This is a genomic window from Pseudomonas sp. HY13-MNA-CIBAN-0226 (assembly GCF_040310305.1).
Classification (GTDB): Bacteria; Pseudomonadota; Gammaproteobacteria; order Pseudomonadales; family Pseudomonadaceae; genus Aquipseudomonas; species Aquipseudomonas gregormendelii.
In genome coordinates, this window is sequence record NZ_JBEOPS010000018.1 from 117,981 (window position 1) to 141,318 (window position 23,338).

A 23,338-nucleotide genomic window follows, 5' to 3' on the forward strand; every position below is an offset into this window, starting at 1 on the left:
GGTTGATGGCGCCTGTATCGACGCCATCGCGAGCAAGCTTTGCTCCCACAGGCTTTTCACACGCGCGTAGCCCTAGTGATAGCCATCCTCGTGGGTGACCTTGCCGCGGAACACGTAATAGCTCCAGAAGGTGTACCCCAGGATGAAAGGGATAATGAACAGCGTACCCACCAGCATGAAGCCCTGGCTCTGCGGCGGTGCGGCAGCGTCCCAGATCGAGATCGACGGTGGCACGATGTTCGGCCACAGGCTGATTCCAAGACCGCTGTAGCCCAGGAAAATCAGGACCAGCGTCAGCAGGAAGGGCATGTAGTTGGCATTGCGCGCCACGGCACGAATCAGTCCGTACATCGTTACCAGCACCAGGATCGGCACCGGCAGGAACCAGAACAGGTTTGGCAACGTGAACCAGCGCGAGGCAATTTCCGGATGCGCCAGCGGCGTCCAGATACTGACGATACCGATCACCGCCAGCAGCACGAAAGCCAAGGGGCGCGCGAGGTTATGCATCTGCTCCTGCAACTTGCCCTCTGTCTTCATGATCAGCCAGGTGCAACCGAGCAACGCATAGGCCACGACCAGTGCGGCGCCACAGAACAGGGTGAACGGAGTCAGCCAGTCCAGCGAGCCACCGGCGAATTGCCGGTTAACCACCGGTAACCCATCGATGAACGCGCCGAGTGCCACCCCCTGGAAGAAGGTGGCCGCCACCGAACCGCCGATGAACGCCTTGTCCCAGAGGTGGCGCTTGTCATCCTTGGCCTTGAAGCGAAACTCGAACGCCACGCCGCGGAAGATCAGGCCGATCAACATGAATATCAGCGGCAGGTACAGCGCCGACAACACCACTGAGTACGCCAGGGGAAAGGCGCCGAACAAGGCGGCCCCGCCCAGGACCAGCCATGTTTCGTTGCCGTCCCAGACCGGTGCAACGGTGTTCATCATGACATCGCGGTCGGTCTTGCCCGGGATAAAGGGGAAGAGAATGCCGATTCCCAGGTCGAACCCGTCCATGACCACATACATCATGATGCCGAAGATGATGATCACGGCCCAGATCAGCGGAAGATCAATACCCATGACTCAAATCTCCTTGGTCAGGCTGTGGTCGTTGTCGGCACTGTCGTCAGCTGCCGACAGCGGACGCGCCGGGGTGCGCTGCTTGCCAGGACCACCGTCGTTGGTTTCCTTGCCTTCGTCGATCTTCGGCCCTTTGCGCACCAGGCGCATCATGTAGCCAAGGCCGGCACCGAACAGGGCGAAATACACCACGACGAACATGATCAGGGTAATGCTCATCTGCATGAAGCTGTGGTTTGAGGAAGCATCCGCCGTGCGCATCAATCCGTAGACCACCCAAGGCTGGCGGCCGATTTCCGTGGTAAACCAACCCGCAAGGATCGCGACCAGACCCGAAGGCCCCATCCACAGTGCCAGATAGAGGAACGGACGCGAGGTGTACAGCCTGTCGCGCTTGCGCAGCCACAGGCTCCACAAACCGGTGAAGATCATCAGGAAACCCAGGCCGACCATGATCCGGAACGACCAGAACACGATGGTTGAATTGGGCCGATCTTCAGGCGGAAAATCCTTGAGCGCCGGGACCTGTTTGTCCAGCGAATGGGTGAGGATCAGGCTGCCCAGATAGGGGATTTCGACCGCATATTTGGTTTTTTCAGCTTTCATGTCCGGCCAGCCGAACAGGATCAGCGGGGTCGGTTCATCGCCATGGTTTTCCCAGTGACCTTCAATTGCCGCAATTTTCGCCGGCTGGTGCTTGAGCGTATTCAGGCCATGGAAATCGCCGATCACGGCCTGGATGGGCGCAACGATCAACGCCATCCACATGGCCATCGACAGCATGGTGCGAATAGCCGGGTTGTCCTTGCCCCGCAGCAAGTGCCAGGCAGCCGAGGAACCGACGAAAAACGCCGTCGCGACGAACGCTGCCGTTGCCATGTGCGCCAGGCGGTACGGGAATGACGGGTTGAAGATGACCGCAAACCAGTCAGTGGGAATCACCTGGCCGTTGATGATTTCAAAGCCCTGGGGGGTCTGCATCCAGCTGTTGGATGCGAGGATCCAGAACGTTGAGATCAGCGTGCCAATGGCCACCATCACCGTTGAAAAGAAGTGCAGGTTGCGTCCGACCTTGTTCCAGCCGAACAGCATGACCCCGAGGAAGCCGGCTTCCAGAAAGAAGGCGGTGAGCACTTCGTACGTCAGCAACGGGCCCGTCACGGCACCGGCGAAGTCCGAGAAACGACTCCAGTTGGTGCCGAACTGATAAGCCATGACCAGCCCGGAGACCACGCCCATACCGAAGTTGACGGCAAAGATCTTCGACCAGAAGTGGTACAGATCGCGGTAAGTGTCGTTTTTGGTTTTCAGCCACAAGCCTTCAAGCACCGCCAGGTAACTCGCCAGGCCGATGGTGATGGCCGGGAACAGAATGTGGAATGAAATGGTGAACGCGAACTGAATTCGGGCGAGATCAAGCGCCTCCAAACCGAACATAAGTCTTCCTCTGTCAGGTAATTCCGGCTGAAGGCCTGCGGCCTGCACCCACTGCCCCCACGGATATGGAGTGTGGCGAATTCAAATTCGTTCTTTTTTTACCTGCATCACACGTAGGGAGTCTGGCCAATTGGCCGCCGGATCATCTCCACGAAAGGTTTTGATCTGGATCAAGCATGATTGAAAGAGTAGTCCCATTTTTGCAGGTAACCGGTGTGGTCTTTTGCCGCGTGACAGGTTGCCTCACAGGCATGGCAATCAGCCGTAACACATTCGTGGCGGGAGTGAGCCTGCTCGCGATAGCGGTTAGCCAGGTCACTTTGTCTTCTACTGACACGCAGTCATCGCGAGCAGGCTCGCTCCCACATGAATGGGACTGCCTGAGCGATTGGTGTCTAGCTAACTAATTTTCCGGGCCTGCAACTTCTGGTTACAGGTTGGTGGTAGTCTCGACGTTATCCCCGTTCAAGATACGCCGCCAGATGCCCAGCCAACCGCCCTTGCTGTTACGTCACCATCGCCCGTTCATCGCGTTCTGGCTGGCCCGGATCTTCACCGCCAGCGGCTTCCAGATGCTGACCGTGGCCATCGGCTGGAATCTCTACCAGCTCACCGGCAACGTACTTGACCTCGGCCTCGTGGGCCTGGTGGAGTTCGCCCCGCGGGTGCTGTTCATGTTGCACACCGGGCACGTCGCCGATCGCTACGACCGGCGCAAGGTGGCCGCACTCTGTCAGTCGTTGCAGGCATTGATCGCCCTGGCGCTGGCGATCAGCAGTGCGACCGGGCATGTCACCCGGGAAATGATCTTCATCCTGGCGTTCCTGCTGGGCGCCGCCCGCTCCTTCGAAATGCCCACGACCCAGGCGCTGCTGCCAAGCATCGTGCCCAGCGCGCTGTTTCCCCGCGCGGTGGCCGCCGCCCAGTCGGCGCAGCAATCGGCAACCATCGTCGCTCCCGCGCTGGGCGGCTTGCTGTACGCGTTCGGCAGCGTCTGGGTCTATGGCCCCACGGTCATCCTGTACATCATTGCCTGCGCCCTGATGCTCAACCTGCCGGCCCGGCAGACTCCACTGAACAAGGGCAAGGCGACACTCGACTCGTTATTGGCGGGTATTCGTTTCATTCGCAGTCGACCGGACATCCTCGGGGCGATTTCCCTGGATCTGTTTGCCGTGCTGCTTGGAGGTGCGACCGCCCTGCTACCGGTATTTGCCAAGGACATCCTGCTGACCGGGCCCTGGGGCTTGGGCCTGTTGCGCTCTGCGCCGGCGGTGGGCGCGCTGCTGATGTCGCTGTGGCTCGCACGGTTTTCCGTGGATCGCCAGGTTGGCCGGGTGATGTTCACGGCGGTGGGCGTGTTTGGCGTCGCCACCATAGCCTTCGGCCTGTCGACCTCATTCTGGTTTTCCCTGGCTGTACTGGTGGTGCTCGGCGCAGCGGACATGATCAGCATGGTCATCCGCGCTTCCTTCGTACAGCTTGAAACCCCTGACGAAATGCGCGGCCGGGTGAGCGCCGTGAACGGGTTGTTCATCGGCGCTTCGAATCAGTTGGGCGAGTTCGAATCCGGCCTCACAGCTCACTGGTTCGGCACCGTTCCCGCCGTGGTCATGGGCGGAATCGGTACGCTGGTGGTGACCGGGGTCTGGATCAAACTGTTCCCGACCCTGGCCAACCGCGACCGCATGCATGTACCGGCGCAAGAGGCCAGGGTTTAGAGCAGCTTGTCGAGGGTGATGGGGAAGTCGCGCACCCTTTTGCCCGTGGCATGGTAAATCGCGTTGGCCACCGCTGCCGCGACACCCACGATGCCGATTTCCCCCACGCCCTTGGAACCCAGGGCATTGACGATCTCGTCGTGCTCTTCGACGAACAGTACGTCGATGTCACCGATGTCGGCATTCACCGGAATGTGGTATTCGGCGAGGCTGTGGTTCATGTGCCGACCCAATGCATGATCAGTCTGGGCTTCCTCGTGCAGCGCCATGCCGATCCCCCAGACCACGCCGCCGAGGATCTGGCTGCGGGCCATTTTCGGGTTCACCACCCGGCCGGCGGCGATGGCACTGACCACGCGATTGACCTTCACGGTGCCCAGGTCTTCATCGACCAATACTTCGACGAACACCGCCGAATGCGTGGCCGTGGCGTACGCTTCGCGCTTCTTGTCGGGCTCGGCATCCACCTGGACCTCCAGGGTCGCTTCGCCGCTGCTGCGCACCAGCTCGGCCAGGGAGGTGCGCGACTCCCCATAACGCAACTGCCCGGCTTCGAACACGGCCTGTTCAGAAGTGACGGCAGCGAATGCCGGATGGGTCTGCCGGGCAACTGCCAGCAGTTTTTCCTGCAGTGCCGCGCACGCCTGCTGAACCGCTGTGCCGACCGAGGAAACGGTAAAGGAGCCGCCCTGCAGTGGCGCGGTGGGCAGTGAAGAGTCACCGAGCACAAAGGTGACGTCCTGCACCGCAACACCTGAGGCCTGGGCGGCGATCTGAGTCATGACGGTGTAGGTCCCGGTGCCGATGTCAGTGGTTGCGCTGCTGACGGTCAGCTTGCCGTTGTGGTCGATACTGGCCTTGGCGCTGGCTTTCTGTTGCATGGCTTCCCAGACACCCCCGGCCATGCCCCAGCCGACCAACTGCCGATCGTGACGCATGCTGCGCGGTTCGGGGTTGCGCTGGTTCCAGCCGAAGCGTTCGGCACCCTGCTCGTAGCAGGCACGCAGCTCCTTGCTCGAGTACGGCTTATCTTCGTTCTGGTTGCGCTCTGCATAGTTGATCAACCGCAGCTGCACCGGGTCGATCGCCAGGGCGCAGGCCAGCTCGTCCATGGCGCACTCCAGGCCGATCAGGCCGAGTGCCGCGCCTGGGGCGCGCATGTCCAGCGGCGTGAAGACATCCAGTGGCACCAGCTTGTAAGTCAGCTGCACGTTGTCGCAGTGATAAAGCATGCCGCTCCACTCCACCACGTGCTCGGTGAAGTCTTCAAAGCGCGAGGTCTGGCCGATTGCAGTGTGCCCCACGGCCAACAAACGGCCGTTAGCCGCAGCACCCAGTTGCAGGCGCTGCAAGGTGCGAGGCCGGTAGCCAAAGGTGAACATCTGCTGGCGAGTCAGGGTCACGCGTACCGAACGCTTGAGTTTGAGCGCGGCCATCACAGCGAGTGGCAATTGGTATTGCGGACGCAAGCCCGAACCAAAGGCACCACCGACAAAGGCGGCGAAAATCCGCACCTGCTCTTTTTCCAGGCCAAAGACTTTTTGCACATAGGACTGACAGTTCTGCGGCCCCTGGGTCTTGTCGTGAATGTGCAGGGCGCCATCGGCCTGATAGAGCACGGTACTGGCGTGCGGCTCCATCGGGTTGTGATGCTCTATCGGCGTGCTGTAGTGCAGGTCGAGACTCAGAGCCGCACCAGCGAACTCCGCCTGGAAATTCCCGCGGGGCTTGGGCAACTCGGCGGGCGCAGGATGAGCTTCACCCTGCATCGACAGCAGATCGGTTTGATGGCCCGCGCTTTCATATTCGATCCGCACCAGCGAACCGGCATGTCGCGCCAGTTCCAGATTGTCGGCTATCACCAGCGCGAGCGGCTGACCGCTGTAGAGGATTTGATCGTTGTAGAGTGGACGAAACGGTGAGCCTTCGGCGGAGTCCGCGTCCTCATAATCCTTGTCATAGCTGGCTATTTGGGGGCGGTTCGTATGATCGATCACGGCAACGACGCCGGGCAATGCCAGGGCTGCCGAGGCATCAATCGTCAGTACGCGCCCGCAAGCGACAGGGCTCGAGACCACGCTCCCATGCAGCAGGCCCTGCTCGGGAAACTCCCCGGCATACCGTGCCTGGCCGGTGACCTTGAGGTGGCCATCGACCCGGTCCAGCGGCTGGCCCATCGGTTGAGTGAAAGTATTCATCAAGCTTGCCCTCCCAGCGCGGCGTCGCTCAGCGCACGGACAATCGCCCGGCGCGCCAGTTTGACTTTGAAAGCGTTGTGCTCAAGCGGTTCGGCGTTTCGCAGCAGCGTATCGGCGGCAGCGGTGAAGGTTTCGCGGCTGACGGTCTTGCCCACCAGGGCGTTTTCCACCGACTTGTCGCGCCACGGCTTGTGCGCCACGCCGCCCAGCACCAGGCGTGCCTGACGAATGACCGGCCCGTCCAGCTCCAGCGCAGCGGCCACCGAAACCAGGGCAAAAGCATAGGAGGCGCGGTCGCGAATCTTGAGGTAATGGCTGCACTCGGCGAATCCGGTGGCAGGCAGTTCAATGCTCGTGATCAATTCATCGTCGGCCAGTTGATTGTCGCGCTCGGGCGCATCGCCTGGCAGGCGGTGGAAGTCGGCAAATTCGATCGTGCGCGGCCCGCCACGACCCTGCACATGCACCACGGCTTCCAGTGCCGCCAATGCCACGCACATATCCGACGGGTGTGTAGCGACGCACTGGGCGCTGGCACCGAAGATCGCATGGATACGGTTCAACCCGTCCCGCGCCGGACAGCCGCTGCCGGGTTCGCGCTTATTGCACGGCACGCTGGCATCGTAGAAGTAATAACAGCGCGTGCGCTGCAGCAAGTTGCCACCCGTGCTGGCCATGTTGCGCAACTGCGGCGATGCCCCGGCCAGTATCGCCTGGGACAACAGCGGGTAACGTTGTTCGATCAACGGGTGCCAGGCCAGGTCGGCATTGCTGACCAGCGCGCCAATCATCAGCCCGCCTCCAGCCGTTTCGCGTACTTCGCGCAGTGGCAGGCCGGTGATGTCGATCAGGTGCTCGGGACGAGTGACGTTTTCCTTCATCAGGTCCAGCAGGTTGGTGCCGCCGGCAATGAAGCGGGATGCGGGACCGGCGAGATGCACCGCGTCCTGCACCGATTCAGGCTTGCTGTACTGGAAGGGATTCATTGGCCACCCCCTTGCCCGGCGTTGGCGCGGCAGACAGGAAGCGCCTCTTCGATGGCATCGCGAATATTACTGTAGGCGCCGCAGCGGCACAGGTTGCCGCTCATCAACTCCTTGATGTCTGCCTGGCTGTTGGCCCGTCCTTCGTTGGCCAGCCCGACGGCAGAGCAGATCTGCCCTGGCGTGCAATACCCGCACTGGAAGGCATCGTGCTTGATGAACGCCTGTTGCATCGGATGCAACTGTTCACCCTCGGCAAGGCCTTCGATAGTGGTCAACTCGGCACCGTCGCACATCACTGCCAACGTCAGGCAGGCATTCACCCGCTTGCCGTTGAGCAATACGGTGCAGGCACCGCATTGGCCGTGGTCACAGCCTTTTTTCGTGCCGATCAGGTCCAGTTGTTCCCGCAGCAGATCCAGCAAGGTGGTCCAGGGCAGGACCTCAAGATGACGCGCCTGGCCATTGAGCGTCAAACCCAGTGGATGGCGGGCATATGACGCTGGCGTGGCGTCGTCATTGGTTGCGCTCATATACACCTCACGATTGGTCGTCTAGTCGCGGCGTTTTGGCAAACCGCCGTCATAAGGGGTACGACTTCGCGTGGCGAACAGCGTTCAAGGGGATTGATCTGCGGTGTCAAACCAGCAATTCTGCCGCCACCGCCGTGCGTGTCGCCTTGCCACAGAGCTGTTCCACCAGGGCCAAGGCAAATGCCAGCGCCGCGCCCGACCCTTGGGCGGTGATGCAGTTACCGTCGACCACCACCGGCTGATCGACAAAATTGCAGCCCGACAATTGATGGCTGGCTGAGGGCAGGCAGGTCATACGGCGCTGTCGCAACACCCCCGCATTTTGCAGCGCCAGCGCCGGAGACTCGGCAATAGCGGCGAACAGGCGACCGGCGGCCGCCTGATCCTTGATCAGTTGTTGCAGGGGCTGATGGGCTGCCAGATGCTGCGCGCCCACCGCGCCGCCGGGCAGTGCGATGAGGTCGAAGGGCTGCGCGAGCAAATCCACCAGCATGGCATCGGCGGTCAAGCGGGTACCACGGGCACAGGTCAGCATGCGCCGGCCCTCGATACTGGCCACCACCACTTCCACCTTGGCGCGGCGCAGCACATCGACCAACGTCACTGCTTGCAGATCATCGATGCCCTCGGCGAGGGTAATCAGGGTTCTAAAGGTCATGGGCGACATCCACTGAAAGATCTTTAGAGCGTAGTCAGCTTTCGCGCCTGCTGTCTGGGCGGGCGGTTACTTGATGTAAAGCTGCGTCGCCAGGGTATTGCCCGGCGCGTTGATTGAGGTGTTGCTGAAGGTGAACGTTCCCTCCTGCTTGCCCGCCAGATCGAAGACGTAGAGGTAGCCTACGGTTTTCCTGCCGACGGTGCATTCTGTCAGGTTGCCGTTATCAAAGGCGCAGACCGGCGTACGGGTACCGTTGAGATCGAACCCGTCCAGACCGACCCGCACCGCGCGTCCGTAGCCGACTTCCAGCACATACACCTTGATGCTCGGCCCGCTGTGATTACAGCGGGTCTGTTCCTGGCCGGGTGCAATGTCTTCAAAGCCACAGGCCGGCGACTCGACCTTGACCACCTTGACCTGGCTCAGCGCCGGCGCCGAAGCAGCCCACACCGCCTGCCCCCCCGCCAAAGAGGCGATGACCATCGCGAATACCCCCGCCAGACGCCTGTTCATGCAAGTCCCATTGTCCCGAATGCCGGCGCGCAGTATGGCGCACTTGGCCTGAACGCAAAACATCGACGACGATCGCAGCCATAAGCAGCCACAGCCCCACACTGCTGGTATGATGCGCGGCTTTTTCCGACCCACAGAAAATTAACGGGCCCCTTTCACGGTCTGTGCTTTGCTGTTGAGGTCGATACATTCACGGCGCCCGGCGCGCCACGGGGAGCAGACATGCTGGAAAGGCTGTTTCAACTCAAGGCACACAACACCAACGTGCGGACCGAGATTCTTGCGGGTATCACGACCTTCCTGGCCATGGCCTACATCCTGTTCGTCAACCCGAGCATTCTCGGCGAGACAGGCATGGACAAGGGCGCGGTGTTCGTTGCGACCTGCCTGGCAGCAGCCATCGGCTCCACCGTGATGGGCCTGATCGCCAACTATCCGATCGCGCTGGCACCGGGCATGGGCCTGAATGCCTTCTTCACCTATACCGTCGTGCTGCACATGGGCCACACCTGGCAAGTGGCGTTGGGCGCGGTATTCATCTCGGCGGTGCTGTTCTTCCTGCTGTCGATCTTCCGGATCCGCGAATGGATCATCAACAGCATCCCGTTGCCACTGCGTTCAGCCATTGCCGCCGGCATCGGCCTGTTCCTGGCGTTGATTGCCCTGCATAACGCCGGCATCGTGGTCAGTAACCCGGCGACCATGGTCGGCCTTGGCGACCTGAAGCAGCCGGCACCGATTCTCGCGACCCTGGGCTTTGCCCTGATCGTCGCCCTCGAAGCCCTGAAAATCCGTGGCGCGGTGCTGATCGGCATCCTGATGGTCACCATCGCCTCCATCGCCTTGGGGTTCACGCCCTTTGGTGGCGTGATGTCGATGCCGCCATCCCTGGCGCCAACCTTCCTGCAACTGGATATCAAGGGCGCACTGGACATCGGTCTGGTCAGCGTTATTTTCGCCTTCCTGTTCGTCGATCTGTTCGACAACTCCGGCACCCTGATCGGCGTCGCCAAGCGCGCCGGCCTGATGGGCAAAGACGGCCACATGCCGAAGATGGGCCGTGCGCTCATCGCCGACAGCACCGCGGCCATGGCCGGTTCGCTGCTGGGCACCTCGACGACCACCAGCTACATCGAATCCGCAGCCGGTGTGAGTGCTGGTGGCCGTACTGGCCTGACGGCCGTGGTGGTGGCGATCCTGTTCCTGCTGGCGCTGTTCTTCTCGCCACTGGCCGCCAGCGTTCCGGCGTTCGCAACCGCTCCGGCACTGCTGTTCGTCGCAGTGCTGATGACATCCGGCCTGGCCGAAATAGACTGGGACGACATCACCGTAGCGGCACCGGTCGTGGTGACCACCCTGGCCATGCCGTTCACTTATTCCATCGCCAACGGCATCGCCTTCGGTTTCATCTCCTGGACCGCGATCAAGTTGCTGTCCGGCCGCGCCCGTGAGCTCAATCCGGCGCTGGTGATTCTGTCGATTCTGTTCGTGATCAAGTTGGGTTGGTTCAACGCATGACTTTTGATTCCCAGGCCTACGCTGCTCAGCTCGAAGACAAGGTCACACGCCTGCGTGACCTGCTGGCCCCGTTCGATGCACCTGAACCGACCGTGTTCGACTCGCCGCTGCAGAACTTCCGGCTGCGTGCCGAGTTTCGCTTGTGGCGCGAAGCCGGCGAACGTCATTACGCCATGTTTTCCCCGGAAGACAAACGCACGCCGATCCTGATCGAAGCCTTCCCGATCGCCAGCCTGCGCATCAATCAACTGATGCCGCAACTTAAAGCCGCCTGGCAAGCCAGCGCGCCCTTGAGTAACAAGTTGTTCCAGGTGGAGTTTTTGACCACCCTGGCCGGCGACGCGATGATCACTCTGTGTTACCACCGTCCGCTGGACGAGCACTGGCAAGCCGCCGCGTCGAAATTGGCAGCCGACCTGAATGTGAGTGTGATTGGCCGCTCAAAGGGTAAGCGCGAAGTCATCGGTCGCGATTACGTGGTGGAGAAGCTCGAAGTGGGCGGTCGCACCTTCAGCTACCGCCAGCCCGAAGGCGCATTCACCCAGCCCAACGGCACCGTGAACCAGAAGATGCTCAACTGGGCGTATGAATCCCTGGGCGATCGCCCGGACGATTTGCTCGAACTGTATTGCGGCAACGGCAACTTCACCCTGCCCCTCGCGACCCGCGTGCGCAAGGCTCTGGCGACCGAAATCAGCAAGTCTTCAGTCAATGCGGCACTGAGCAATCTCAGCGAAAACGCGGTGGATAACGTCACCCTGGTCCGCCTGTCTGCCGAAGAACTGACCGAAGCCTTGAACGAAGTGCGGCCATTCCGTCGCCTGCAAGGCATCGACCTCAAGAGTTACGAATTTGGCAGTGTCTTCGTCGACCCGCCGCGCGCCGGCATGGACCCGGACACCTGCGAACTGACTCGGCGTTTCGACAACATTCTGTACATTTCCTGCAACCCGGAAACCCTGGCAGCCAACATCGCCCAGTTGCACGACACGCACCGCATCACCCGTTGCGCAATGTTCGACCAGTTCCCATGGACCCATCACATGGAATCCGGCGTCATGCTGACCCGGCGCTGAGTTCAACAGCCAACATCAAACAAGCCGTCGTCCTGACGGCTTTTTTGTGCGCGCCTAAAGCACCGCATCCACTTTGCGCGGGCGCCCGCCTTTCTTGCCATTGGCCCGAGCTGCAGCAGACTTCGCGGCGCTGCTTTGCCGGCCATTGCGCGAAGCTGCGACGGAAGCGGCCATGGCCATCAACGGTTTGCTGGCAGAGATCATCCCGGCAATCGACACCTGCAGGTCCTTGCCCTCATGACACAGGGCGGTCCCCGAAAACCCGACAGTCAAAGCTGCAAAGTCCTCGGCGCAGAAATCATCGAACTCAGCGTAGAGCTTCACGGGCAGCAACACGCCGCTACCGTCTTCGAAACTCACGGTCAGACGCGATGCCTCGTGGGTGACCGCAATTGCCTGAAGGCCGTTTTGTTGCCTCAACTGCCCACGCTCGATCGCCTCGTCCAGTGCTGCCTCGGTCACTGGCTGATCCACCAGTGTTTTTGCTTTTATCGTTTTCAAAGTTCGATCTCCACGCTCCAGATCCCGGCATTCACATGTGCATGCGGAGGGCAGTGTTCATCGCGCAGCATAATCACCAGTGAAAGTCCCTTGTAGCGACATACATTCATACTAACCCATCCGTTAGGTTATTGGATCAATATCCTGATCCTATCCTCGTAAAATTCGACGATCGGCGCGGCGAGCCGAATCGAAATCCTACCCCTCAGGCTAGCGCCTGAGCTCGCCGCAAGCCTGGGGAAAGGCACGCTAATAAGTAAGCAATCCTTTCACCCCCCAGCATGATCGGTACAGAATCAGCTTCACTTGATCCACGGTGTAATTAACCATGCAGCGACTCTTTGACGATCTCCAGTTGGGCAGCATTGAGCTGTTTTGCCTGGCTGCCGAGGCTGGCAGTTTTACCGCGGCGGCGCTGGTGGCGGGGGTGACGCCGGCGGCGGTGAGTCGCTCGGTGTCGCGCATGGAAGAGCGCCTTGGGGTGCGGTTGTTCGCGCGTACCACTCGTAGCGTCAAGCTCACCGACAGCGGCCGGCGCTACTACGAAGAATGTCGCCAGGCGCTGGCACAGCTTGTTGAGGCGCAGCGCGAGGTCATGGGCCAGCAGCAGCAACCTTCAGGCACGTTGCGCATCAGCATTCCCACCACGTATGGCCATCACCGCATCCTGCCGTTACTGCCAGCCTTCAGGGCGCGCTTTCCCGATGTGAAGGTGCAAGTGCACATCAGTAACCGCAATATCGATTTCGTAGGAGAAGGTTATGACATGGCGATTCGCGTGCGGGCCATCCCGGACTCCGGCCTGATCGCCCGACCACTTGAAGATGCCGCCCTGGTGATGATTGCCAGCCCCGACTACCTCAAGCAGGCGGGCGTGCCGCAGACCCTGGACGACCTGTCACGGCACGAATGCATTCAGTACGAATTACCCAGCAGCGGCCGGCGCATTGCCTGGTTGTTCAATGACGGTGGCACGCCTGTCGAGCTTCTGGCCCAAGGCAATCTCAGTTGCTCCGACGACGTGCTGGGCGGCGTGACCCTGGCAAAACACGGCGCGGGGTTGTTTCAGACTTATCGCTTTATCGTTGAAAAGGAGTTGGCCGACGGCTCGCTGGTGGAAGTGCTCAAACCCTACGGTGGACGTTCAAGGCCGTTTACCCTGCTCTATCCCCAGAGCCGCCATGTACCACTGCGGCTGCGGGCGTTCATCGATTTCCTGGTGGAGCAGCTGCCGCGATGAAAAGTCGTCCGATCACCGCACACAAATGCTAACGGGCGCACCTCGTCAATTGACCACATTAACCATCTAGTACATTTTATCTCCACAGGCTGAGACCATCGGCCAACGCCAACAATAATAAGTGGAGATACCCATGGACCCTATCGTCCTGGTGCTTAACGGCCCAAACCTGAATCTGCTCGGCACCCGCGAACCGGCCACCTATGGCCATGAAACCCTGGCGGACATTTCCGCGCTGTGCGGTCGCGCCGCAGAAGAATTCGGACTGCGAGTGGAATTCCGCCAGACCAATCATGAAGGTGAACTGCTGGACTGGATTCACGCCGCCCGCGGGCGCTGCGCAGGCATCGTGATCAATCCGGCAGCCTGGACCCATACCTCGGTCGCGATCCGTGATGCCCTGGTAGCCAGTGAATTGCCAGTGATCGAGGTTCATCTGTCCAACGTTCATGCCCGTGAACCCTTTCGTCACCACTCGTTCGTCTCTGCGGTGGCCATGGCGGTGATGGCCGGTTTCGGCAGCCATGGTTATCGCCTGGCACTGGAGCACTTTCGCCAGCAGTTGAAAGGGTGAGCACCATGGACCCGCATAACGTGGTACTGGCCGGCCTGATCGGCGCTGGCATCCAGGCGTCGCGCACTCCGGCGCTGCACGAACAGGAGGGCGATGCCCAGGGCTTGCGCTACCTCTATCGCCTGATCGATCTCGACCAGTTGCAACTCGACAGCGGCGCCCTGCCCGACCTGCTGCTGGCCGCCGAGCGCATGAACTTCACGGGGCTGAACATTACCTTCCCCTGCAAGCAAACCATCATTCCCCTGCTTGACGAACTGTCGCCGGAAGCCCGGGGAATTGGCGCGGTAAACACCGTAGTGCTGAAGGAAGGTAAACGCATCGGCCATAACACCGACTGCCTGGGATTTGCCGAAGGTTTTCGCCGCGGCTTGCCGGACGTTGGCGTGGCACGCGTGGTGCAGATGGGTGCTGGCGGAGCCGGTGCGGCGGTGGCCCACGCGCTGCTGAGCGAAGGCGCACAGCTGCTGAGCATTTTTGATGTGGAGATCCGTCGCGCCCAAGCGCTGGCAGATAATCTCAACCAGCATTTCGGTGCTGGCCGCGCGGTTGCCGGGCAAGATTTACCTGGCGCCCTCGCCTTGGCCGACGGCCTGGTGAACACCACGCCCATGGGCATGAAAAAACTGCCGGGCACGCCGGTGCCGGTGGAATTGCTGCGCCGGGAATTGTGGGTGGCGGAGATCGTCTACTTCCCGCTGGAGACTGAACTGCTGCGCCAGGCCCGCGCCCTGGGATGCCGGACCCTGGACGGCGGCAACATGGCGGTGTTTCAGGCGGTGAAGGCGTTTGAGCTGTTCAGTGGCGTGGCGCCCGATGCGCAGCGGATGCTGGCGCATTTCCAGGGGATGGTCGGGTAAACACAGGAAGAACAGATCGCAGCGTTCGGCAGAGGCTGCGATCCTGGGTTCATGCCTTGAGGTAGCGCAGGACCGACTCGCAGATCATTTCCCGATGGCGCTGCTTGATGCCTTCATCCGGCAGGTCGATCTGGAAAATCTCGCCGAAAGTATGGCGGTTCGACACTCGGTAGAAGCAGAACGAACTCATCAGCAGATGCACGTCCAGCGGGTCGAGACCCGCACGGAACACGCCCTCCTCGGCACCACGGCGCAGAATGACGCCCAGTGAATCGAGCACCGTGTTGTTCATGGTCTTGATCGCATCGGAGCGCTTCACGTATTCGGCGTTGTGAATGTTCTCGATGCTCACGATGCGCACGAAATCGACGTTGCGGTCATGGTGGTCGAACGTGAACTCCACCAGGCGCCGGATCGCTTCCACCGGGGGCAGTTCGGTCAGGTGCAGGCGGTTTTCAGTGCTGCGGATGTCGCCGTACAACTTTTCCAGCACCTCGACGTAGAGCTGTTCCTTACTCCCGAAGTAGTAATAGATCATGCGCTTGGAGGTGTGGATGCGCTCGGCGATCGCATCGACCCGCGCGCCGGAAAGCCCCTGCTGCACGAACTCGACAATGGCCTCTTGAAGAATGTTCTCGCGGGTCTTTTCCGGGTTGTTCTTTCGGCTCTTGCGCGGCTCGGCAAGGGATTTGTCAGGCGCTGCGGAGAGTTCTGAAGTTATTGTCATCGCGGGCTCACGGCCATCACTGCACAGGCGGCGATTATGGGCCGCGCCGCACGGCGAAGGAAGCCGCACGGCATGGGTTTGCACTGGGGCTTACCAATTTCCTACAACTTTGCCTGACGCACGGCCCCGCTGCGCGACTTGGCCATGGCAGCCAAACGCACGGCGACGTTGGCCGCGCCGTATCCGGCATAGCCGTTCTTGCGCTGGATGATCTCGAAGAAAAATCGCCCTTCAAACGGCTCGGTGTACACGTGAAACAGCTCGCCACCCTGGGCATCACGGTCGTACAGCACGTTGAAGTACGCCAGTTCGCTGAGGAATTCGTCGTCGAAATCGAAGCGCGCAGCCAGGTCATCGTAATAGTTGAGCGGAATATCCAGCAGCGGCACCCCGGCCTCTTTCGCACGACTGACCTCAGCAAAAATATCATCGCAGTCAAACGCGATGTGATGCACACCGGAACCGCGATAACTCGACAAAGCGTGGGAGATCGCGGTGTTGCGGTTCTCGGAGATATTGAGCGGCAGACGGATCGAGCTGTCGCGGCTGCGCAATGCCCGGCTTTTCACCAGGCCATAAGGATCGGGCAGCACCACTTCGTCGTCCGCTTCAAAATCCAGCAGGCTCTTGTAGAACAGCACCCAGCTGTCGAGGCTGTCAGCCGGCAGCGCCATGGCCATATGGTCGATACGCTTGAGCCCGCCGCTCGCCTGGGCGACCGGTTGCAGGTGGAAGTCGGTGCCATAGACGTCGGCATGCTGGTCGACCAGATAGATCAGGCTGCCATCCGGCGCGCGCACTGCGGCCAGTTCAAGCTCGTTGGGGCCTACCAGCCCACGATAGGGCTGGCCCTTGTAGGCGACCGCGCGAGCCAGGGCACTGCCGCTGTCTTTCACCCGCACGGCGGTGGCGCACAGCGAAGGGCCGTGGGCTTCGAAAAAACTGTGGGCGAAGGAGTAAGGCTCGGAGTTGAGGATCAGGTTGATGTCGCCTTGACGCAACAGGCTCACGCTCTTGGAGCGATGCTGCCCGGCCTTGACGAAGCCCAGCCGCTCCAGCCAATGGGAAAGCTTGGCGCCAAGGCTTTCGTCCACCGCGAATTCGAGAAATTCGATGCCGTTGTACTCGCTGGCCTTGGGCGTTTCGAACAAAATTTCAGGGCTGGCCACCGGCTTGGCCTCCTGCGCGAGGCGCTCGCGGGTTTTCTCTTCAAGATACAGCAGCGAGCGCAGGCCATCGGCGGCGTTGGCCCGAGGTGGCGCGGCGCGGAAGCCGTCGTTGAAAATTTCCAGCGAAAGTGGCCCGGTGTAACCGCTCTTGATGATCGGTGCGAGGAAGCCGGGAAGATCGAATTCACCCTGGCCTGGGAAGCAACGGAAGTGCCGGCTCCATTCCAGCACATCCATGGCCAGGATCGGCGCGTCGGCCATCTGCACAAAGAAGATCTTGTCGCCGGGAATCTGCGCGATCGCCGCAGGATCACCCTTGAGTGACAAGGTGTGGAAGCTGTCAAGCAGCACGCCGAGACTCGGATGATCGGCCTGACGCACAATGTTCCAGACCTGCTGCCAGGTGTTGACGTGCCGTCCCCAGGCGAGCGCTTCGTAGCCGATGCGCAGGCCTCGGGCACCTGCGCGCTCGGCCAGCAGGCGCAAGTCGTCGACCAGAATCTGTTCATCACCCAGGGAGTCGGCCGAGGCGTTGCTGCACACCAGCACCAGGTCGGTACCCAGTTCCTGCATCAGGTCGAACTTGCGCTCGGCACGCTCCAGGTTACGCGGCAGGCGGTCGCGGCGGCATCCTTCGAAGTCGCGAAAAGGCTGGAACAGTGTGATGGCGATGCCGAGATCGGCACACATCTGTTTAATTTCCCGCGGACTGCCGTCGTAGTAGAGAAGGTCGTTCTCGAAAATCTCCACCCCGTCAAAGCCGGCGGCGGCAATGGCTTCGAGTTTTTCCGGCAGGGTACCGCTCAAGGACACGGTGGCAATGGAACGCTGCATCTTTCGACTCCCGGTGGTGGAGATCTTATTGGGGGTATTGCATGCTCCCAGCGTAGGAGCTGTCGAGTGAAACGAGGCTGCGATCTTTTGATCTGGCGATCAAAACAAAGTCAAAAGATCGCAGCCTCGTTTCACTCGGCAGCTCCTACAGGGAGACCGTACATTTCTGTTGAGGGGAATTATTAGGCTGGCAGTCTCGCACAGCAATTCAAAGTGTACTATCCGGTTAGTTTTATGTGCGATTATCGAACAAAATGCCGCTTGGCGAATTGACGATTTTTCGTCCACTGCCCAACATCGACTCCACATTGGGTGCGGTCACAGGTCGGCCCGATGAACATAGATTCAAAACACCACATAAAAATAATCGGTGGCTTAAATGACTCCTTCTCAAAGCTCTTCCGTGGAGCGTTCCTCCATGATTCCTGCCACCGGTGGCATTGGCGACAAGGTTCGAGGCGCCATGGCAGTCGGCAAGACCCGCTGGGGCATGCTGGCACTGGTGTTTTTCGCTACAACGCTGAACTATATCGACCGCGCCGCACTGGGCGTCATGCAGCCGATCCTGGCCAAGGAGATGAGCTGGACGGCGATGGATTACGCCAACATCAACTTCTGGTTCCAGGTCGGCTACGCCATCGGCTTTGTCCTGCAGGGCCGGTTGATTGATCGGGTCGGCGTAAAACGGGTGTTCTTCTGCGCCGTCCTGTTGTGGAGCCTGGCGACCGGCGCGCATGGCCTGGCCACTTCGGCGGTCGGCTTCATGGTCTGCAGGTTCATCCTCGGGCTAACCGAAGCCGCCAACTATCCGGCCTGCGTCAAGACCACCCGGCTGTGGTTTCCCGCCGGCGAACGCGCCGTGGCCACCGGGATCTTCAATGCCGGGACCAACGTCGGCGCGATGTTCACCCCGATGCTGCTGCCGCTGATTCTGCACGTGTGGGGCTGGCAGGCCGCATTCCTGTGCATGTCGGCACTGGGCGGGATCTGGTTGTTGTTCTGGGGTTTGAAGTACTTCAACCCGGAAGATCATCCAAGCGTCAGACAATCGGAACTGGACTACATCCAGCAGGAGGTCGAGCCGGAACAAACCCGCGTGCCCTTCTCGAAAATCCTGCGCATGCGCGGCACATGGGCCTTCGCCCTCGCTTACTCGATGACTGCGCCGGTGTTCTGGTTCTACCTGTACTGGCTGCCACCGTTCCTTAACCAGCAATACAACCTGGGGATCAACGTGACCCAGATGGGCATCCCGCTGATCATCATCTATGTGACGGCTGACTTCGGTAGCGTCGGCGGCGGGATCCTGTCTTCGTTCCTGATTGGCCGCGGGATCAATCCGATCAAGGCGCGACTGATGTCCATGTTCCTGTTTGCCTGCTGCATCGTCGGCGTGGTCATGGCGGCAGGTTCCAGCAGTTTGTGGGTTGCCGTAGCCGCGATCTCGCTGGCCATCGGCGCGCACCAGGCCTGGACGGCGAATATCTGGAGCCTGGTGATGGACTACACGCCCAAGCACATGATGAGTACCGTGTTCGGTTTCGGCGGCATGTGCGCCGCGATTGGCGGGATGTTCATGACCCAGCTGGTTGGCCATATCCTGACCATCACCAACAACAACTACACCGTACTGTTCACCATGATTCCGGCGATGTACTTCATCGCGCTGATCTGGATGTACTTCATGGCGCCGCGCAAGATCCCTTCCGTTATCGACTGAAATCTCCCGCGGCAGGCCTGATTCCAGGCCTGCCCACGCTCTCTAGCGGCGACTCTGTTGCCACACCGCTGCCAACCCGCTGCAACAGATCACCGCAATCCCGATGATCGTGGTCAGGGTCGGTGTGTGGGAGAACAGCAGCCAGCCCAGCAACCCGGCGAAGACGATCTGGCAATAACCGAAAGGCGCCAGCAACGCCGGGGCCGCGTAGCGGAATGCCTGGGTCAGGAACAAGTGCGCGGTCATCCCGCAAGCCCCCAGCGCCACCATGAGCAACCCGTGACCCAGGGTCGGTACCTGCCAGAAAAACGGTACCAGCGCGCTCATCACCAGGGTGTTGCACAAACCGGCGAAGAAGTTGCTGGTGGTCGGGCTGTCGATCTCGCTGAGCTTGCGGGTCAACAACTGGTAAAAACAGAAAAACAGCGCCGAGCACAAGGGCAGCAGCACCGCCGGCGTGAACAGCTCACCACCCGGGTGAACGATGATCAACACGCCGATGAATCCGCAGATCACCGCGATCCACTGGCCGCGGGTCACGTGCTCGCGCAGCAGTGGCACCGACAGTGCCGTGACCAGCACCGGGGCCAGAAAGTTGACTGCCGTAGCTTCCGCCAGGGGGATGTACTGCAGGCCGGTGGTAAAAAACAGACTGGTGCCGAGCAGGCACAAGGCCCTGACCAGCTGCAGCAGCGGGCGTTTGGTACGCAGCACGCGCAAGCCCGACTGCGGCAGGAAGATCCCCGCCATCAACAAGGTGTGCACCATATAACGGGCCCACACCACCATGACGATTGGATAGAAACCCGACAGGTATTTTGACAACGCGTCGTGACTGGAAAACAGGAAGGTCGCGACAACGATCAGCAAGATGCCCTTGAAGGGTTGGTTGACGCCGGAGAGCGGAGTGCTGATACGTGACGTCAAGGCGATGCTCTCTGAAAGGAATAACAAGCCAATGGATCAATATTCTAGAACCTTGTTCCATTTTTTCAAACTAACAGGCCGAGAAAGCGTGCGAACAGCGTACAGTTTTTCCATTACGGCCATTGCGCTCGCCTGGAACAATCAACCGTTGAAAAACTCCGACGCCTGGCTGGCCGCCGACAGCTCTTCGGTGAACTGCAACAGCAGCGGCGCCAGATCGTGCAACCGCGCACCTGGCAACCGAGCGCTGGGGCCGGCAAGACTCAGCACGCCTATCACCCGCGCATCCAGCGGATGGCGCACCACTGCGGCAATGGCCGAGGTCCCCACCCCCGAACTCTCCTCTACCCAGGCATAACCCTGTTCGCGTCCCTGGCGCAGACGCTCCAGCAGTTCAATGTTCGAACGCGGCGCGTTCGGCCCGGGTGCTGGCAATGTGTCGCCGCCCTGGCGCTCGACCAGCGCCAGGGCTTCGGCATCGGACAGGCTCGCCAGCCACGCATGCCCCGAGGCGGTATAGAACAGTGGGGCATCGCGCCCCATGTCGGGGTCATAACGCAAGCCGGAACGAGCGCCCTGGGATTTGGCGATCCAGGTCAGTCGCTCCCCCGAGATCACACCCAGGCGAACCAGTTCGCCCGTTTCCTCGGCCAGTCGATCGAGTACCGGCTGGACGATATCGCCGCCGCTGCGAGACAGGTAGCGAAAGCCCATGGCGACCAGCCTGGTCGATAAGTGATAGCGCAGGTTATCCGGATTCTGCCGCACATAACCCAGGCGGATCAGCTCGGTCAGCAAACGGTGGGTGGCACTCTTGGGAATTCCCAGCTGTTCGGCCAATACCTGCATCGGTACGCCCTTGGGTTCACCGGTAAGGGTTTCCAGCACGCTGAAAACGCGTTCGATCTGACTGCCGGCCATGAGAGGTTCCACGAGAAAGGTTTTATCGATTCTAAAAGACAATGCTGCGAATGCGAAATCTGGAACCGGTTCTGCCCGGAGCTGTCAGACGACCGGACTGGCGCGGCTCCTGCACACCAGCAACACTCATCACCACGCATCTTCATCAGATTAAGGAAAGAGGGCTCACCCATGCTATGGAAAAAAGGCCGGCGCAGCGACAATGTGGTCGACGCCCGTGGAGATGACGTGGGCGGTGGTGGCGGTGGGATGCGCTTCGGTGGCGGCAAAGGGCTGAGCCTGACGGCGATCATCCTGATTGTCGGCATAGGCTGGATCACCGGCCAGGACCCACTGCAGATTCTCGGGCAATTGACCGGGCAGATGAGCGAACAGTCGGCACCCGCCACCAACCAGAGCCGCAAGGCGCCACCGGCCAATGACGAAGGCGCCGAATTTGTACGCTCGATTCTCGGCGATACCGAAGACACCTGGGGCCAGATTTTTCAGCAGGCCGGCCGGCAGTACAAGGATCCGACCCTGGTGATGTTCAGCGGCAGGGTCAACTCTGCCTGCGGGATGGCCACCTCGGCCACCGGGCCGTTCTATTGCCCGGCGGATCAGAAGGTCTACCTGGACACCAGCTTCTTCCAGGAAATGTCGCAGCGTTTTTCCGCAGCCGGTGACTTTGCGCAGGCCTATGTGATCGCTCACGAAGTTGGCCACCATGTGCAGACCCTGCTCGGCGTCTCGGCAAAAATACAGGCTGCTCGCCAGCAAGGGCGGCAAATGGAAGGCGATGGCGGTTTGCTGGTACGCCAGGAACTTCAGGCCGATTGCCTGGCCGGCGTGTGGGCCAATAATGCCCAGCAAAGGCTGAACTGGCTCGAACCCGGCGACATCGAAGAAGCCTTGAATGCGGCCAACGCCATTGGCGACGACCGCCTGCAACAGCGCGGCCAGGGTCGCGTGGTTCCGGACTCGTTCACCCATGGCACTTCGGCGCAACGGGTACGCTGGTTCAAAACCGGGTTCGCCCAGGGCCAGATCAGCCAGTGCGACACCTTCGCCGCGAAAAACCTGTAGATGAACAAGTGGTGGCTGGTCCTGTTGATCACCTGCACCAGTTCCCAGGCTGCCGACCACGGTGTGCGAGACATCAGCCCCGGTCGCCTGTTGTTGAAGGAAGGCGAAATGGCAGTCGGTATCGGCCCGGCACCGGCGACCATCGAGCGCGTGCTGATCATCGTCCATGGCCGGCTACGCAACGCCGAAACTTACCGCAAAACCGCTGAACACGCGGCCGAGCAAGCGGGACAGGCGTCGACCACGTTGGTGATCGCCCCGCAATTTCTCAATGAATCCGACGTCGCGCTACATCCATTGGCCGACACGGTTTTGCGTTGGCAAGGCAATGAATGGATGGCCGGTGGATTGTCCACGGCGCCTTTTGCCCTCAGTTCGTACGGGGCAATGGACCAGATCATTGGCCGGTTCGCTGACCGGCAACAGTTTCCGGCGCTCAAGGAAGTGGTGATCGCCGGACACTCTGGCGGGGCTCAGGTGGTCCAGCGTTATGCGCTGCTGGGTCATGATCAGCCGGAACTCGACGCCGCCGGAGTTCGGGTGCGTTATGTGATTGCCAACCCGTCTTCCTACGCCTATTTCGATGAACGTCGTCCGGTGGCGTTCAGCCACGCCGGCTGTGCGGATTACAATCGCTGGAAATACGGGCTGGCGGATCTGCCCGCGTATGCCGAGGGCCAGACGCCCGCGACGCTAAAGGCCAGTTACGTCAAACGCGATGTCATTTACTTGCTGGGCCAGCAGGATATCGATCCGAATCATCCAGCCCTGGATAAAAGCTGCGAAGCCAAAGCCCAGGGTGCGAATCGTTTGGCGCGCGGGCGCAGTTATTTTGAGTATTTGAAGCGCGACCATCCCCAGGGTTTGAATCAGCAACTGATCGAAGTGCCCGGCGTCGGGCATGATGGGGATGGGATGTTTACCTCGCCTGAGGGGCGCAAAGCGCTCTTTGGTCAGTAGCATTTGCAGTGCGGCGAATGCAGCCATCGCGGGCAAGCGTTGCTCCCACAGATTTCGCGTATCCCCCTTTCAATGGCGGCACCGCTCACTCTGTGGGAGCAAGGCTTGCCCGCGATGGGCACC

The 23,338-nt window shown here is 60.7% G+C and carries 21 protein-coding genes and 1 pseudogene; 9 read left to right on the top strand and 13 right to left on the bottom strand.

Annotated elements, in window-relative coordinates; all coding sequences use genetic code 11:
- Positions 1 to 72 precede the first annotated feature (72 nt).
- Both cydB and AAEZ05_RS20185 read right to left on the bottom strand, forming a co-directional pair.
- Positions 73 to 1,080, bottom strand: coding sequence for a cytochrome d ubiquinol oxidase subunit II (gene cydB, locus AAEZ05_RS20180; protein ID WP_266011892.1), 1,008 nt, complete (start codon positions 1,078 to 1,080; stop codon positions 73 to 75).
- A 3-nt stretch (positions 1,081 to 1,083) separates the two neighbouring features.
- Positions 1,084 to 2,517 (bottom strand): cytochrome ubiquinol oxidase subunit I, encoded by a 1,434-nt coding sequence (locus AAEZ05_RS20185; protein WP_045059322.1) that lies wholly within the window; start codon positions 2,515 to 2,517, stop codon positions 1,084 to 1,086.
- 482 nt (positions 2,518 to 2,999) lie between these two features.
- Here AAEZ05_RS20185 and AAEZ05_RS20190 point away from each other — a divergent pair, with 482 nt between their 5' ends.
- Entirely contained in the window at positions 3,000 to 4,238 is a 1,239-nt protein-coding gene (locus tag AAEZ05_RS20190; protein ID WP_205893071.1) for an MFS transporter, read from the top strand.
- On the opposite strand, the gene AAEZ05_RS20195 is transcribed toward AAEZ05_RS20190, so the two are convergent.
- The 5 genes from AAEZ05_RS20195 to AAEZ05_RS20215 form a co-directional block, all read right to left on the bottom strand.
- Entirely contained in the window at positions 4,235 to 6,436 is a 2,202-nt protein-coding gene (locus AAEZ05_RS20195; RefSeq protein ID WP_350648547.1) for a xanthine dehydrogenase family protein molybdopterin-binding subunit, read from the bottom strand. The two genes, AAEZ05_RS20190 and AAEZ05_RS20195, sit on opposite strands and share 4 nt — an antisense overlap.
- A complete protein-coding gene (locus tag AAEZ05_RS20200; RefSeq protein WP_350648549.1) occupies positions 6,436 to 7,422 on the bottom strand; it encodes an FAD binding domain-containing protein in 987 nt (328 codons plus the stop codon). Before AAEZ05_RS20200 ends, AAEZ05_RS20195 begins: the two co-directional genes overlap by 1 nt.
- Complete coding sequence (locus AAEZ05_RS20205) at positions 7,419 to 7,952, bottom strand: (2Fe-2S)-binding protein (RefSeq protein ID WP_350648551.1); 534 nt, start codon at positions 7,950 to 7,952, stop codon at positions 7,419 to 7,421. The genes AAEZ05_RS20200 and AAEZ05_RS20205 overlap by 4 nt, the downstream gene beginning before the upstream one ends.
- A gap of 106 nt (positions 7,953 to 8,058) precedes the next feature.
- Positions 8,059 to 8,610: a DJ-1 family glyoxalase III gene (locus tag AAEZ05_RS20210; RefSeq protein WP_045062039.1), complete on the bottom strand. Its 552-nt coding sequence runs from the start codon at positions 8,608 to 8,610 to the stop codon at positions 8,059 to 8,061.
- Positions 8,611 to 8,676: 66 nt separating this feature from the next.
- A complete protein-coding gene (locus tag AAEZ05_RS20215) occupies positions 8,677 to 9,123 on the bottom strand; it encodes a DUF4879 domain-containing protein (protein ID WP_350648553.1) in 447 nt (148 codons plus the stop codon).
- Between the two features lie 222 nt (positions 9,124 to 9,345).
- Between AAEZ05_RS20215 and AAEZ05_RS20220 the strand changes: the two genes are divergently transcribed.
- On the top strand, positions 9,346 to 10,641 hold the full coding sequence (locus AAEZ05_RS20220) for an NCS2 family permease (RefSeq protein ID WP_350648555.1): 1,296 nt from the start codon (positions 9,346 to 9,348) through the stop codon (positions 10,639 to 10,641).
- A complete protein-coding gene (trmA, locus tag AAEZ05_RS20225; RefSeq protein ID WP_045062041.1) occupies positions 10,638 to 11,717 on the top strand; it encodes a tRNA (uridine(54)-C5)-methyltransferase TrmA in 1,080 nt (359 codons plus the stop codon). The genes AAEZ05_RS20220 and trmA overlap by 4 nt, the downstream gene beginning before the upstream one ends.
- A 54-nt stretch (positions 11,718 to 11,771) precedes the next feature.
- Here trmA and AAEZ05_RS20230 read toward each other — a convergent pair whose 3' ends face one another.
- Together AAEZ05_RS20230 and AAEZ05_RS20235 are read right to left on the bottom strand one after the other, a co-directional pair.
- Positions 11,772 to 12,218, bottom strand: coding sequence for a DUF2442 domain-containing protein (locus tag AAEZ05_RS20230; protein WP_350648557.1), 447 nt, complete (start codon positions 12,216 to 12,218; stop codon positions 11,772 to 11,774).
- Between the two features lie 2 nt (positions 12,219 to 12,220).
- A pseudogene (locus AAEZ05_RS20235) lies at positions 12,221 to 12,328 on the bottom strand (DUF4160 domain-containing protein); the annotation flags it as partial.
- 218 nt (positions 12,329 to 12,546) lie between these two features.
- On the opposite strand from AAEZ05_RS20235, the gene AAEZ05_RS20240 reads away from it, so the two are divergent.
- The 3 genes from AAEZ05_RS20240 (at position 12,547) to AAEZ05_RS20250 (ending at position 14,892) form a co-directional block, all read left to right on the top strand.
- Positions 12,547 to 13,458 (top strand): LysR family transcriptional regulator, encoded by a 912-nt coding sequence (locus AAEZ05_RS20240; RefSeq protein ID WP_045062043.1) that lies wholly within the window; start codon positions 12,547 to 12,549, stop codon positions 13,456 to 13,458.
- A gap of 133 nt (positions 13,459 to 13,591) precedes the next feature.
- Positions 13,592 to 14,032 (top strand): type II 3-dehydroquinate dehydratase, encoded by a 441-nt coding sequence (aroQ, locus tag AAEZ05_RS20245; RefSeq protein ID WP_045062044.1) that lies wholly within the window; start codon positions 13,592 to 13,594, stop codon positions 14,030 to 14,032.
- Between the two features lie 5 nt (positions 14,033 to 14,037).
- On the top strand, positions 14,038 to 14,892 hold the full coding sequence (locus AAEZ05_RS20250) for a shikimate dehydrogenase (RefSeq protein WP_045062045.1): 855 nt from the start codon (positions 14,038 to 14,040) through the stop codon (positions 14,890 to 14,892).
- A gap of 49 nt (positions 14,893 to 14,941) precedes the next feature.
- Here the strand turns inward: AAEZ05_RS20250 and AAEZ05_RS20255 are convergent, their stop codons facing one another.
- Together AAEZ05_RS20255 and quiC are read right to left on the bottom strand one after the other, a co-directional pair.
- Positions 14,942 to 15,619 carry a TetR/AcrR family transcriptional regulator gene (locus AAEZ05_RS20255; protein ID WP_045062046.1) on the bottom strand — a complete coding sequence of 226 codons (678 nt, stop codon included), beginning with the start codon at positions 15,617 to 15,619 and terminating at the stop codon, positions 14,942 to 14,944.
- Between the two features lie 101 nt (positions 15,620 to 15,720).
- On the bottom strand, positions 15,721 to 17,622 hold the full coding sequence (gene quiC / locus AAEZ05_RS20260) for a 3-dehydroshikimate dehydratase QuiC (protein WP_045062047.1): 1,902 nt from the start codon (positions 17,620 to 17,622) through the stop codon (positions 15,721 to 15,723).
- A gap of 418 nt (positions 17,623 to 18,040) precedes the next feature.
- Between quiC and AAEZ05_RS20265 the strand changes: the two genes are divergently transcribed.
- A complete protein-coding gene (locus tag AAEZ05_RS20265) occupies positions 18,041 to 19,342 on the top strand; it encodes an MFS transporter (protein ID WP_225569618.1) in 1,302 nt (433 codons plus the stop codon).
- A gap of 42 nt (positions 19,343 to 19,384) precedes the next feature.
- Here AAEZ05_RS20265 and AAEZ05_RS20270 read toward each other — a convergent pair whose 3' ends face one another.
- On the bottom strand, positions 19,385 to 20,269 hold the full coding sequence (locus AAEZ05_RS20270) for a DMT family transporter (RefSeq protein ID WP_045062049.1): 885 nt from the start codon (positions 20,267 to 20,269) through the stop codon (positions 19,385 to 19,387).
- Positions 20,270 to 20,410: 141 nt separating this feature from the next.
- The gene (locus tag AAEZ05_RS20275) at positions 20,411 to 21,190 is read right to left on the bottom strand and encodes an IclR family transcriptional regulator (RefSeq protein ID WP_045062050.1); all 780 of its coding nucleotides are present in this window, start codon (positions 21,188 to 21,190) and stop codon (positions 20,411 to 20,413) included.
- Positions 21,191 to 21,361: 171 nt separating this feature from the next.
- On the opposite strand from AAEZ05_RS20275, the gene ypfJ reads away from it, so the two are divergent.
- Both ypfJ and AAEZ05_RS20285 read left to right on the top strand, forming a co-directional pair.
- Positions 21,362 to 22,255 (top strand): KPN_02809 family neutral zinc metallopeptidase, encoded by an 894-nt coding sequence (gene ypfJ, locus AAEZ05_RS20280; protein ID WP_045062051.1) that lies wholly within the window; start codon positions 21,362 to 21,364, stop codon positions 22,253 to 22,255.
- Positions 22,256 to 23,215, top strand: coding sequence for a lipoprotein (locus tag AAEZ05_RS20285; RefSeq protein ID WP_045062052.1), 960 nt, complete (start codon positions 22,256 to 22,258; stop codon positions 23,213 to 23,215).
- Positions 23,216 to 23,338: the final 123 nt, after the last annotated feature.